Origin of the sequence: Aquincola tertiaricarbonis, assembly GCF_000969605.1 — a bacterium.
Lineage (GTDB): Bacteria > Pseudomonadota > Gammaproteobacteria > Burkholderiales > Burkholderiaceae_C > Aquincola > Aquincola tertiaricarbonis.
On the sequence record NZ_JZUE01000017.1, the window covers coordinates 110,885 to 123,673 of the forward strand.

Sequence of the window (12,789 nt, forward strand, 5' to 3'; positions counted from 1 at the left end):
CGAACAGGCGCCCCGCGGGGCGCCTTTTTCATGGGGCGGCGCGGCGGCTCACAGCGCCTGCAGGATCTCCTTGCGCTTGGCCTGGTATTCCTCTTCGGTCAGCAGGTTCTGGTCGCGCAGGCGCTTCAGGCTGCGCAGGCGCTGCTCCTGTTCCTCGTAGAAGCGTGCGTCGCGGGAGACGGGCACCGGCTGCACCGCCGGGCGCGGGGCGGCGGCGGCAGTGGCTGCCGGCGCGACCGGGGCGGCGGCCGGCGACACCGCCGCGGCCGCAGCGGCCGGCGTCACCCCGGCCGGCGCCGGTGCGGCCACAGCCGCCGGCGTGCCCAGCGCAAAGGCCAGCCAGTCCCCACGCACGCCGGTGGCCTCCGGGCTGGACACCTTCACCGCCCCGGCCGCGCCCCGGCTGCCGAAGCGGAACTCCGGCAGGATGCGCGCGCCCCGGTACTGGTTGTAGAAGTCCAGCCGCGCCTCCTGCACCAGCAACTGCAGCGCCCCGCCCTGCACGAACAGGCGCGCGGTGATGCCGTAGGGCGTGCCCAGCAGGCCACCGTCGCGGCGCGAGGTGCTGAGCAGCAGCAGGTCGTCCTGCGGGCTGGCGACGGCCAGGGCATCGGCGATCACCGCCGGCAGCGAGGCCAGCTCGTCCGTGCCGAACAGCGGCTCACGCTGGCTGCCGCGCTGCAGCACCACGCCCTGCATCCATTGACGCAGCACCGCGGCTGGAATGACCTGCGGATGCTCGTTCAGCGCCGCCGAGGTCTCGCGCTGCGCCAGCCGCAGCTCGGTGAACTCCGCCAGCTGCCAGTGGCGCCGTCCCGGCTTGGAAGTCGGGGCCGCTTGCTCCGAAGCGGCGGCCGTCGAGCGGCCGAACAAGGTGTCGAACACGCCGGCCTGCGCGGGGCCGGTGGCGGCCAGCAGGGCCGCGGTGCAGGCGAAAGCGGCGGTGCCGCGGGCGATCGGACGGTGCATCTGCATGTCTCCTAACTGTCGCGATGTTTTCAAAGTACACAACTACACCTCACTACACGGCCAGTAGTCAAGCTACATCTGGCCTCGTGCGCGCGAAGCGTAGCGCCCAGCTTTAGCCCTAGAGAACCGGGTATTCCCCGGTAATCGGCTTGTAACGCCGCCAGGAATTCCCGGATGGGCGGATGTAGTTTCGCTACGTAAAGTGCCTTCAGTCGCTGCGGAGTCCTTCCGCATGTAGTCAAGCTACAGGCCCACCGAACGGTTTCCGTCGGGCGGAGCCGCCGTGCCAGACGTTTTTGCCGGCGCCTCCGAGGCGCTCCCCTCCACCTTCCGTACAACAGAGGAGAGACTGATGAAGACCCGTTTGAAGTTGATCGCCGCCGCCGCGGCCACCGTGGCCGCCGCTGGCGTGGTGAGCCCGGCCGCGGCCCAGGGCCTGGAGTTCAAGGGCTACGCCCGCACCGGCACCGGCGGCTCCACCGAAGGCGGCAAGCAGGTGTGTTTCGGCCTGCCGGGCGCCGGCGCCAAGTACCGGCTGGGCAACGAGTGCGAGACCTACGCCGAGAGCCAGTTCGTCATGCCCTTCGGCAAGAGCGACGGCACCTGGGCCAAGTACAACCTGATGCTGGCCCTGGTGGAGAACAACGCCGGCGCCGACTACGAAAGCTCCAAGGGCGACAAGTTCGACATCGCCAGCCGGCAGAACTACTTCGAGGCGGGCGGCTTCTTCGGCCCCGGCGCACTGGAGAAGGCCAGCATCTGGATCGGCAAGCGGTACTACAACCGCCATGACGTCCACATCAACGACTACTACTACTGGAACAACAGCGGCCTGGGCGGCGGCATCGAGGACATCAACATCGGCGCGGCCAAGCTGGCCTTCTCGTATCACAGCAAGGGCGACGACACGCTGGTGACCGACACCATCAACGGCCTGAACACCAGCCGCTTCTCGGCCCGCGCGTACGACATCGTGACCAACCCCGGCGGCACGCTGGAATTCGAACTGGTGGCCATGCGCGGCACCAGCGCCGGCCGCGCCGAGCGTGGCGAGGGCAGCGGCTGGCTGCTGTTCAGCGAGCACAAGCAGACCGGCATCTTCGGCGCCGGCTACAACAAGCTGGCCCTGGTGCTGGGCAAGGACGCCGGTGCGGGCGGTGCCGACGTCAACAACTACCGCGACGCCACCGACGACGTGCGCGGCTCCAGCTGGCGCGTGGTGGACCAGCTGTACTTCGCGCCCAACGGCTCGCCCTGGTCGGCCATGGCCACCGCCGGCTACCAGCGCGTGAAGCTGGACGACGCGGCCAAGACCACCTGGTTCACCGCCGGCATCCGCCCGCAGTACCAGATCAACAACTTCTTCAGCATCGCCGCCGAGCTGGGCTACGACCGCGTGAAGACCGACGGCCAGGACACCGCGCACCTGACCAAGCTGACCATCGCGCCGCAGGTGGCGCTGGCGCCGGGCTTCTGGTCGCGTCCGGTGTTCCGTGCCTTCGTCACCTATGCCAAGTGGAACGACGCCGCCAACGGCGCCGGCACCAACGGCGTGTTCGGCAACAAGAACAACGGCGTGACGTACGGCATCCAGGCCGAAGCCTGGTGGTGATCCGCCGATGAGCCAACAGCCTTCATCCGGCGCGCAGCGCCCCTGGTGGCGCGGCGGCGTCATCTACCAGGTGTACCCGCGCAGCTTCGCGGACCACGACGGCGACGGCGTGGGCGACCTGCCCGGGATCATCGACCGACTCTCGTACATCGCCGACCTGGGCGTGGACGCGATCTGGATCTCGCCGTTCTTCCGCTCGCCGATGAAGGACTTCGGCTACGACATCAGCGACTACCGGGATGTCGATCCGATGTTCGGCACCCTGGCCGATTTCGACCGCCTGGTGGAGCAGGCCCATGCGCTGGGCCTGAAGGTGGTGATCGACCAGGTGCTGTCGCACACCTCGGACGAATCGGCCTGGTTTCGCGAAAGCCGCGCCAGCCGGTACAACGACAAGGCCGACTGGTACGTGTGGGCCGACCCCCGGCCGGACGGCACGCCGCCCAACAACTGGCTGAGCGTGTTCGGCGGCTCGGCCTGGCAGTGGGAGGCCCGGCGGCGCCAGTACTACCTGCACAACTTCCTCATCAGCCAGCCCGACCTCAATTTCCACTGCGAGGCGGTGCAACGGCAGCTGCTGGACGACGTGCGCTTCTGGCTGGACCGCGGCGTCGACGGCTTCCGCTTCGACGCCTGCAACTTCCACTTCCACGACCGGCAGCTGCGCGACAACCCGCCGGCCGAGGTGCGCGACACCAAGTCGGTGCAGGCCAGCAACCCCTATGGCATGCAGCGCCACCTGCATGACAAGACGCAGCCGGAGAACCTGGACTTCCTGCGCAAGCTGCGTGCGCTGCTGAACGATTACGGCGCCGCCAGCCTGGGCGAGGTGGGCTGCGACAACACCCTGGCCACCATGGCGGCCTACACCTCGGGCGGCGACAAGCTGCACATGGCCTACGGCTTCAACCTGCTGACCACCGACAGCAGCGCCGGCTACATCCGCGGCCAGGTGGACGAACTGGAACAGGCGCTGACCGACGGCTGGCCCTGCTGGTCGGTCGGCAACCACGACGTGATGCGGGTGCGCAGCCGCTGGGGCGGCCCCGATGCACCGCCGCACTACAACAAGCTGGCAATGGCGGTGCTGCTGAGCCTGCGCGGCAGCGCCTGCTGGTACCAGGGCGACGAGCTGGGCCTGCCCGAGGCCGACGTGGCCTACGAGCGCCTGCGCGACCCCTATGGCCTGGCCTTCTGGCCCGAGTTCAAGGGCCGCGACGGCTGCCGCACGCCCATGCCCTGGGTGCACTCGCTGCCCGATGCCGGCTTCAGCCGCGTGCCGGCGCACGCGCCCTGGCTGCCGGTGCCGGCTGAACACAGCGCGCTGGCGGTGGACCTGAACAACGACGACCCGGACTCGGTGCTGAACTTCAGCCGCCGCTTCCTGGCCTGGCGCAGGCAGCAGCCCGCGCTGCTGGACGGCGAGATGCGCTTCCTGCCCGCGCCGGAGCCGGTGCTGGCCATCGAGCGCCGCTCGACCGACGGCAGCCAGCGCGTGCTGGCCGTCTTCAACCTCGGCCGCGAGCCGGTGCAGCTGGCGCTGGCCGAGGCGCCCGCGGGCAGGCCGCTCACCGGCCATGGCTTCGGCCCGGCGCAGACCGGCCACCGCGAAGGCACGGTGTTCCACCTGCCGGCCTGGGGCGCCTGCTTCGAGACACCGCTGGACTGACGGGCTCATTTCCGATGGCGAACCTTCTACTCAAGGGCCTGCGCAAGTCGTACGGCGATGTGCAGACGCTGCACGGCATCGACCTCGACATACCCGATGGCGAGTTCACCGTCTTCGTCGGGCCTTCGGGCTGCGGCAAGTCCACGCTGCTGCGCTGCATCGCCGGGCTCGAGGACATCACCGCCGGCGAGCTCTACATCGGCGGCGAGCGGGTGAACGAGGTGCCGCCCGCACGCCGCGGCATCGCGATGGTGTTCCAGAGCTATGCGCTGTATCCGCACATGACGGTGGCGGACAACATGGGCTTCGGCCTGCGGCTGGCCGGCTTCAACCGCCAGCAGCAGGACGAGGCGGTGGCCCGCGCCGCGCAGATCCTGCAGATCGAGCACCTGCTGCAGCGCAAGCCCAAGGCCTTGTCGGGCGGCCAGCGGCAGCGCGTGGCCATCGGCCGCGCCATCGTGCGCAAGCCGGGCGTGTTCCTGTTCGACGAGCCGCTGTCCAACCTGGATGCGGCGCTGCGGGTGCAGATGCGGGTGGAGCTGGCGCGCCTGCACCGCGAGCTGCGCACCACCATGATCTACGTGACCCATGACCAGGTCGAGGCGATGACGCTGGCCCACCGCATCGTGGTCTTCAACGCCGGCCGCATCGAGCAGGTGGGCCGGCCGATGGACCTGTACCACCGCCCGGCCAACCTGTTCGTCGCGGGCTTCATCGGCTCGCCGAAGATGAACTTCGTCGAAGGCACGCTGGCCAGCGCCGATGCGGCCGGCGCCCGCGTGCGCCTGCCCGACGGCACCCTGCTGGCGGTGGCCGCCGATGCCACCCGGCTGGCCGCCGACAGCCCGGTGACGCTGGGCGTGCGGCCCGAGCACCTGGGCGCCGATGCGGCGCCGGCCGCCGGCACCGCCGCCGCGGCCAATGCGCTGCATGGCAGGGTGCAGGCCGCCGAGCACCTGGGCGACAGCACCTACCTCTACGTCGACGTGCCCGGCGCCCTGCAGCCAGTGGTGGTGCGCGCCGACCCCGACAACCCCCTGGCCGCCGGCGACACCGCCTGGCTGACGGTGCCGCCGCCGCGGGCCCACCTGTTCGACGGCAACGGCATCGCCCTGCCCCGCGCCTGACCGAGGCGCAGCTTCCATCCCACCCCCACGAAGGAGACAGACATGACCATCCAACGCCAACGCATCCGCCTCATCGCGGCCGCCGCCGCCCTCACGCTGGCCGGCACCGCGGGCATCGCCCAGGCCGCCGAGCAGGGCAAGCTGCTGATCTGGATCAACGGCGACAAGGGCTACAACGGCCTGGCCAAGGTGGGCGAGGAATTCACCAGGAAGACCGGCGTGCCGGTGGTGGTGGAGCATCCCGAGGACGCGCCCAACAAGTTCCAGCAGGCCGCGGCCGCCGGCAAGGGCCCGGACATCTGGATCTGGCCGCACGACCGCGTGGGCGAATGGCTGGGCGCCGGCCTGCTGCAGCCGGTCACGCCTTCGAAGAAGGTGCAGGCCGACATCGACCCGCTGGGCTGGAAGGCCTTCACCGTGGGTGGCAAGACCTGGGGCTATCCAGTGTCGATCGAGGCGGTGGCCCTGGTCTACAACAAGGACCTGGTGCCCACGCCGCCCAAGACCTTCGAGGAAGTGATCGCGCTGGACAAGAAGCTGGCCGCGCAGGGCAAGAAGGCCATCCTCTGGGACTACACCAACACCTACTTCACCTGGCCGCTGCTGGGCGCGGGCGGCGGCTATGCCTTCAAGGCCAAGGGCGATGGCAGCTATGACGCCACCGACACCGGCGTGGCCAATGCCGGCGCGCTCAAGGGCGCCGAGCTGCTGGCGCAGATGGTCAAGGACGGCGTGATGCCCAAGGGCGCGGCCTATGCCGACATGGAGTCGGGCGTCAACCAGGGCAAGGTGGCGATGATGATCAACGGCCCGTGGTCGTGGGACAACCTGCGCAAGTCGAAGATCAACTTCGGCGTGGCCAAGATCCCCGCCGTGGGCGGCGCCAAGGCCACGCCCTACGTGGGCGTGCTGGGCGCGATGATCTCCAAGGCTTCGCCCAACCGCGAGGTGGCGGTGGAGTTCATCGAGAACTTCATGCTCACGCCGGCCGGCCTGAAGATGATCGACGACGACGTGCCGCTCGGCGTGCCGGCCTCCAAGGCCTTCTACGACCAGCTCAAGTCCAATCCCAACATCCAGGCCACCATGGCCAGCGCGCAGGACGGCTCGCCCATGCCCAACAACCCGGAGATGGGCCGCTTCTGGTCGTCGATGCAATCGGCGCTGCAGAACGTGACCGAGGGCCGGCAGACGCCCAAGGCCGCGCTGGACGCCGCCGCCAAGCGCATCACCGCCAAGTAAGCCGCCGCCGGCGCTGCACCGCATGCCCCTGAACCCGAATACCGCCGCGGTCGCCCTGCCGGGGCTGCCCGATGCCCGATCGCGCCGGCTGCGCTGGCTGGGCCCTGCGCTGGGGCTGCTGCTGGCGCTGGGGGCGCTGTACATCCTCACCGCCGTGTACCTGGCCGGCGAAACCCTGCTGGCCGGCGCGCTGCTGGCCACGCTGGCGCTGGCCGGCTGGGTGTACGGCTCGCAGCGGCTGTATGCCTGGCGCTACCTGTTCCCGGGCGTGGCAGCGGTGGTCATCTTCGTGGTGTTCCCGATCCTGTACACGGTGTCGATGAGCTTCAGCAACGCCAGCTCGCGGCACCTGCTCACCTTCGAGCGCGCCACCCGCTACTTTCTCGACGAGACCTATGCCGGCGAGGGCCGCAGCCTGCAATCCAGCCTGCGGGCCGAGGGCGGCGGCTACCGCCTGCGGCTGCAGGACGAGGAGGCCGGCACGGCGTACGAGACGGGCCCGCTGCCGCTGGACCGGGACACACCCGCCAAGGCCAAGGCCGTGCCCGCGAGCGGCGAGCCGGCGGGCGAGGCCCTGCCGTTGAAGGACGTGATCCGCCTGCAGCCGGCGCTGAAGGCGCTGACGGTGCAGATGCCCGACGACAGCGAGCTGCGCAGCACCGGCCTGCGCAGCTTCGGCCCGGTGGCCCACCTGTATAGACAGGATGCGCAGGGCCGGCTGGTCAACCAGCAGGACGGCAGCCTGCTCACCCCCAACATGCGCAGCGGCTTCTACGAGGCCGCCGACGGCAGCGCGGTGCAGCCCGGCTTCCAGGTGGGCATCGGCTGGGCGCATTACGCACGCATCTTCACCGACGAGGCCTTCCGCGAGCCCTTCCTGCGCATTTTCGGCTGGACGGTCACCTTCGCGGCGCTGACGGTGCTGTTCGCCGCCTCGCTGGGCATGCTGCTGGCGGTGCTGCTCACCTGGGAGGCGCTGCGCTTTCGGGCCGTGTACCAGACGCTGCTGTTCCTGCCCTACGCGGTGCCGGGCTTCATCTCCATCCTGGTGTTCAAGGGCCTGTTCAACAACAACTTCGGCGAGATCAACCTGATCCTGGATGCGCTGTTCGGCATCAAGCCGGCGTGGTTCTCCGACCCGCTGCTGGCCAAGTCGATGCTGCTCATCGTCAACACCTGGCTGGGCTACCCGTACATGATGGTCATCTGCATGGGCCTCATCAAGGCGATACCGGCCGACCTGTACGAGGCCTCGGCCGTGGCCGGCGCCGGGCCGCTGACCAACTTCTTCCGCATCACCCTGCCGCTGGTGCTCAAGCCGCTGACGCCGCTGCTCATCGCCGCCTTCGCCTTCAACTTCAACAACTTCGTGCTGATCAGCCTGCTGACCAACGGCCGGCCCGACTTCCTCGACACCCGGATCCCGGCGGGCACCACCGACATCCTGGTGTCGTACACCTACCGCATGGCCTTCGAGGACTCGGGCCAGAACTTCGGCCTGGCTGCGGCCATCTCCACCGTGATCTTCGCGATGGTGGCGCTGCTGTCGTGGATCAACCTGCGCGCCGCGCGCGTGACCAAGGAGGCGAGCTGACATGCCGATGGTGCTGGACAAGTCCCACCGCTGGCGCGTGGTGGCCGCGCATGTGTTCATGCTGTGCCTGATCGCGCTGGTGATCTTCCCGTTCCTGATGATCCTGTCGATCTCGCTGCGGCCGGGCAACTTCGCCAGCGGCAGCCTCATACCGGAGCAGATCAGCCTGGAGCACTGGCAGCTGGCGCTGGGCATTCCCTACACCGAGCCTGACGGCCGCGTGGTGCAGCCGCCCTTCCCGGTGCTGCTGTGGCTGTGGAACTCGGTCAAGGTGGCCACGCTGTCGGCCTGCATCATCCTGCTGCTGAGCACCACCGCGGCCTATGCCTTTGCCCGCATGCGCTTCCGTGGCAAGTCGCAGGCGCTGTCGGCGCTGATGATGATCCAGATGTTCCCGGCGGTGCTGGCGCTGGTGGCCATCTACACCGTGTTCGACCGCGTGGGCGGCGTCTTCCCGGCCTTCGGCATCGACAGCCACTGGTCGCTGCTGCTGGCCTATGCCGGCGGCATCGGGCTGCACGTGTGGACGATCAAGGGCTACTTCGACACCATCCCGACCGAGATCGAGGAAGCCGCCAAGGTGGACGGCGCCACGCCGTGGCAGGCCTTCCGGCTGGTGCTGCTGCCGATGGCGGTGCCGATCCTGATGGTGGTGTTCCTGCTGGCCTTCATCGGCGCCATCATCGAGTACCCGGTGGCCTCGGTGCTGCTGAACGAGGAGCGCCAGCTCACGCTGGCGGTGGGCTCGCGGCTGTTCCTCTACGAGCAGCGCTACCTGTGGGGCGACTTCGCCGCGGCGGCCATCCTGTCGGGCCTGCCGATCACGGTGGTGTTCATGCTGGCGCAGAAGTGGATGGTCTCCGGCCTGACCTCGGGCGGGCTCAAGGGATGACCATGCCGCGCCGATCCTGGCTGGCGCTGGCCGCGGCCGCGCTGCTGTGCGGCTGCGCCGGCCTGCCGGCAGCGCCCGCCGCGGTGCCCGGCAGCTTTGCCGACAACCCCATCGTCTACTTCGTCATCACCGACCGCTTCGCCAACGGCGATCCGTCGAACGACGGCGCCTACGGCCGCCAGCGCGAGCCCGGCAACGATGCCGGCACCTTCCATGGCGGCGACCTGAAGGGCCTGAAGCAGAAGCTGGACGAAGGCTGGTTCCGTGCGCTGGGCGTCAACGCGATCTGGATCACCGCGCCCTACGAGCAGATCCGCGGCTGGACGCAGGGCGGCCAGGCCGCCTTCAAGCACTACGGCTACCACGGCTACTACGCGCTGGACTACACCGTGCTCGACCAGGCCATGGGCACGCCCGACGAGCTGCGCGCGCTGGTGGACACGGCGCATGCACAGGGCATCCGCATCCTGTTCGACGTGGTGATGAACCACCCGGGCTACCTCGACCTGGCCACCGCGCGCGAGCTGCTGCCGGAGGTGCTGTGGCCCGGCAGCGAGCAGGCCACGCTGAAGAACTACCACTCCTTCTTCGACTACAACAGCTTCGAGTTCGGCAGGTGGTGGGGCCGCGACTGGGTGCGCGCCGGCCTGCCCGGCTACACCGACCCCGGCCGAGACGACCTGACCATGCAGCTGGCTCACCTGCCCGATTTCCGCACCGAGAACCCGCAGCCGGTGAGGCTGCCCGAGCTGCTGCGCCGCAAGCAGGACACGCGCGCGGTCGACCTGCCCGGCACGCCGGTGCGCGGCTACCTGGTGCGCTGGCTGACCGACTGGGTGCGCGAGTACGGCATCGACGGCTTCCGCGCCGACACCGTCAAGCATGTGGAGCCCGAGGCCTGGGCCGAGCTCAAGCGCGAGGCCACCGCCGCCCTGGCCGACTGGAAGGCGCGCCATCCGGGCAAGAAGATCGACGACGCGCCGTTCTGGATGGTGGGCGAGTACTGGGGCCAGGGTCCGGCGCGCTCGCTGCTGCATGACAGCGGCTTCGATGCGCTGCTGGACTTCGACTTCCAGCAGCGCGCCGCGCAGTACACGCAGCCCGAGCCGCTGTTCGCCGCCTATGCCGCCACCTACGCCGGCCGGCCCGGCTTCAGCAACCTGGCCTACATCTCCTCCCACGACACCACGCTGTTCGACCGCGGTCGGCTGCTCGAAGCCGCCACCGCGCTGATGCTGGTGCCCGGCGGCGTGCAGGTCTTCTACGGCGACGAGACCGCCCGCCCGCCAGGCGAGGCACCGCGCGGCGATGAACAGCAGGCCACCCGCTCCGACATGAACTGGACCGACATCGACCGGCCGCTGCTGGCGCATTGGCAGCAGCTGGGCAGCTTCCGCCAGCGTCATGTGGCGCTGGCCCGCGGCCGCCATGCGCAGCTGCAGGCCACGCCCTACGCCTTCAGCCGCATCGACGACGCCAGCGGCGACCGCGTGGTGGTGGCGCTGGGCGTGGACGCACCCGCGCTGCTGGACGTGTCGTCGGTGTTCCGCGAGGGCGAGCGGCTGTGGGAGGCCTATGGCGGCCAGGCGCTGGTGGTGCAAGGCGGCCGCGTGGCGCTGCCCGCCCAGCGCGTGGTGCTGCTGGAACGTGCGCCCGCCCCATGATGGCGCATGCGGCCGGCCCGGGGCGGGCGCGATGTCTGCTACAAGTGATATCCCGTCCGGCACCGCCGGGCGCTTCGTGCAGCCGAACCGAGACACGCCGGCCAACGCCGGTTCCCACGCGACGATGAGCTCAACGCCCCCCGCACTGTCCCGCAGTGCACCGCGCCTGCTGGCCGACATCGGCGCCACCTATGCCCGCTTCTGCATCGAGCAGGTCGCGGGCCGCTTCGAGCACATCAGCGTGCTGCCCTGCGCCAGCTATCCCGGCTTCGTGGAGGTGGTGCAGGCCTACATCGGCACGGTGCCGGTGGCGCTGCGGCCGCGGCATGCGGCGGTCGCCATCGCCAACCCGATCGAAGGCGACCGGGTGCGCATGATCAACCGCGACTGGGCGTTTTCCATCCGCGACGCGCAGCGCCGGCTGGGCCTGGACACGCTGCTGCTGGTCAACAACTTCACCGCGCTGGCGATGGCGCTGCCGCACATCGGCCCGACCGGCCGCATGCAGGTGGGCGGCGGCGAGCCGCAGGAGCTGGGCGTCATCGGCCTGATCGGCCCGGGCACCGGCCTGGGCGTGTCCGGCCTGGTGCCCAGCGGCGCCGACCGCTGGTCCACGCTGGCCAGCGAAGGCGGCCATGCCAGCTTCTCGCCCAGCGACGAGCGCGAGCTGAAGGTGCTGTCCTTCGCCTGGAAGCAGCACCTGCATGTCTCGGCCGAGCGGCTGGTGTCGGGGCCGGGGCTGGAACTCACCTACCGCGCGCTGGCCGCCGATGCCGGCGCCGCGGTGCAGGCGCTGGAGGCGGCGGAGATCGTGCGCCGCGCGATGGGGGAGACCGACCCGCTGTGCACGGAGGCGCTGGAATGCTTCTGCCGCATGCTGGGCACGGTGGCCGCCAACGTCGCCCTGATGCTGGGCGCCACCGGCGGCATCTACATCGGCGGCGGCATCGTGCCGCGGCTGGGCGGCACCTTCCTGCGCTCGGGCTTCCGCGAGCGCTTCGAGCGCAAGGGCCGGCTGTCCGACTACGTGGCCCGCATTCCCACCTATGTGGTCACGGCCGAGCATCCGGCCTTCCTGGGCGTGTCGTCCCTGCTCACCGAGCATTTGCCCACGCCCGATGGCGGCAATGCGCTGCTGGACCGGGTGCGTGCCGCGCGGCCCACGCTGTCGCCGGCCGAAGGCCGCGTGGCCGACTTCGTGCTGGCCCATCCGCGCGCCATGCTGAACGACCCGGTGGGCGTGATCGCCCAGATGGCCGACGTGAGCCAGCCCACGGTGATCCGCTTCTGCCGCTCGCTGGGCATGCAGGGCCTGGCCGACTTCAAGCTCAAGCTGGCGTCCGGCCTGAACGGCAACATCCCGGTGCAGCGCACCCAGGTGCGCCGTCACGACGCCACGCCCGACCTGTGCGCCAAGGTGCTGGACAACACCATCTCGGCCATCATGCAGTTCCGCGAATCGCTGAACGTGGAAGCCGTGGACCGGGCCATCGGCCTGCTGCGCGCCGCACGCCGGGTGGAGATCTACGCGGTGGGCAACTCGGCCGCGGTGGCCGCCGACGTGCAGCACAAGCTGTTCCGCTTCCGCATCCCTTCCAGCACCCACACCGACCTGTCGACGCAGGCGCTGTCGGCCGAGCTGCTGGGGCCGCACGACGTCACCGTGTTCATCAGCAGCTCGGGCCAGCCGCCGGAGCTGGTGCGCGCGGCCACGGTGGCGGTGGAGCGCGGCGCGGCGGTCATCGCCATCACCGCCAGCCATTCGCCGCTGTCGCGGCGGGCCACGGTGTGCGTGCCGGTGGACCACAGCGAGGACGCATCGAACTTCCTGTCGATGATCTCGCGCATCCTGCACCTGCTGGTGGTGGACATGATGGCCGTGGGCGTGGCCGTGCGCCGCGAGCCCGACGGCGGCCTGCCGCCCACCGGCAGCGCACCCGCCGGCAACGCCGCTGCCGGGGTGCTGATCTCACACGTGGTGTGATGGGGCCCCCAAGGCCCGGCACTTGGTGGTTGTGCC

General features: G+C 70.0%; 9 protein-coding genes. 8 read left to right on the plus strand and 1 reads right to left on the minus strand.

Annotated features, from left to right (window positions below; all coding sequences use genetic code 11):
- Positions 1 to 48 precede the first annotated feature (48 nt).
- The gene (locus tag VO99_RS31875) at positions 49 to 969 is read right to left on the minus strand and encodes an SHOCT domain-containing protein (RefSeq protein ID WP_157039640.1); all 921 of its coding nucleotides are present in this window, start codon (positions 967 to 969) and stop codon (positions 49 to 51) included.
- A gap of 352 nt (positions 970 to 1,321) precedes the next feature.
- Between VO99_RS31875 and VO99_RS18895 the strand changes: the two genes are divergently transcribed.
- The 8 genes from VO99_RS18895 (at position 1,322) to VO99_RS18930 (ending at position 12,753) form a co-directional block, all read left to right on the plus strand.
- Positions 1,322 to 2,581 (plus strand): maltoporin, encoded by a 1,260-nt coding sequence (locus VO99_RS18895; RefSeq protein ID WP_083440737.1) that lies wholly within the window; start codon positions 1,322 to 1,324, stop codon positions 2,579 to 2,581.
- A gap of 7 nt (positions 2,582 to 2,588) precedes the next feature.
- Positions 2,589 to 4,250, plus strand: a complete 1,662-nt coding sequence (locus VO99_RS18900) for an alpha-glucosidase (protein ID WP_046114458.1) — start codon at positions 2,589 to 2,591, stop codon at positions 4,248 to 4,250.
- A gap of 14 nt (positions 4,251 to 4,264) precedes the next feature.
- On the plus strand, positions 4,265 to 5,377 hold the full coding sequence (locus tag VO99_RS18905) for an ABC transporter ATP-binding protein (protein ID WP_046114459.1): 1,113 nt from the start codon (positions 4,265 to 4,267) through the stop codon (positions 5,375 to 5,377).
- A gap of 42 nt (positions 5,378 to 5,419) precedes the next feature.
- Positions 5,420 to 6,619 carry a maltose/maltodextrin ABC transporter substrate-binding protein MalE gene (malE, locus tag VO99_RS18910; RefSeq protein WP_046114460.1) on the plus strand — a complete coding sequence of 400 codons (1,200 nt, stop codon included), beginning with the start codon at positions 5,420 to 5,422 and terminating at the stop codon, positions 6,617 to 6,619.
- Between the two features lie 22 nt (positions 6,620 to 6,641).
- A complete protein-coding gene (gene malF, locus VO99_RS18915) occupies positions 6,642 to 8,213 on the plus strand; it encodes a maltose ABC transporter permease MalF (RefSeq protein WP_046114461.1) in 1,572 nt (523 codons plus the stop codon).
- Position 8,214: 1 nt separating this feature from the next.
- On the plus strand, positions 8,215 to 9,105 hold the full coding sequence (gene malG / locus VO99_RS18920) for a maltose ABC transporter permease MalG (RefSeq protein WP_046114462.1): 891 nt from the start codon (positions 8,215 to 8,217) through the stop codon (positions 9,103 to 9,105).
- Positions 9,106 to 9,107: 2 nt separating this feature from the next.
- Positions 9,108 to 10,769 carry an alpha-amylase family glycosyl hydrolase gene (locus VO99_RS18925; protein WP_046114506.1) on the plus strand — a complete coding sequence of 554 codons (1,662 nt, stop codon included), beginning with the start codon at positions 9,108 to 9,110 and terminating at the stop codon, positions 10,767 to 10,769.
- A gap of 124 nt (positions 10,770 to 10,893) precedes the next feature.
- A complete protein-coding gene (locus VO99_RS18930) occupies positions 10,894 to 12,753 on the plus strand; it encodes a glucokinase (RefSeq protein ID WP_046114463.1) in 1,860 nt (619 codons plus the stop codon).
- Positions 12,754 to 12,789: the final 36 nt, after the last annotated feature.

Bases quoted from the DNA above. Each gene is read 5' to 3' on its own strand.
- VO99_RS31875 (WP_157039640.1), bottom strand. From the start codon at position 969: ATGCACCGTCCGATCGCCCGCGGCACCGCCGCTTTCGCCTGCACCGCG.
- VO99_RS18900 (WP_046114458.1), top strand. From the start codon at position 2,589: ATGAGCCAACAGCCTTCATCCGGCGCGCAGCGCCCCTGGTGGCGCGGC.
- VO99_RS18930 (WP_046114463.1), top strand. From the start codon at position 10,894: ATGAGCTCAACGCCCCCCGCACTGTCCCGCAGTGCACCGCGCCTGCTG.
- VO99_RS18905 (WP_046114459.1), top strand. From the start codon at position 4,265: ATGGCGAACCTTCTACTCAAGGGCCTGCGCAAGTCGTACGGCGATGTG.
- malG (WP_046114462.1), top strand. From the start codon at position 8,215: ATGCCGATGGTGCTGGACAAGTCCCACCGCTGGCGCGTGGTGGCCGCG.
- VO99_RS18895 (WP_083440737.1), top strand. From the start codon at position 1,322: ATGAAGACCCGTTTGAAGTTGATCGCCGCCGCCGCGGCCACCGTGGCC.
- malF (WP_046114461.1), top strand. From the start codon at position 6,642: ATGCCCCTGAACCCGAATACCGCCGCGGTCGCCCTGCCGGGGCTGCCC.
- VO99_RS18925 (WP_046114506.1), top strand. From the start codon at position 9,108: ATGCCGCGCCGATCCTGGCTGGCGCTGGCCGCGGCCGCGCTGCTGTGC.
- malE (WP_046114460.1), top strand. From the start codon at position 5,420: ATGACCATCCAACGCCAACGCATCCGCCTCATCGCGGCCGCCGCCGCC.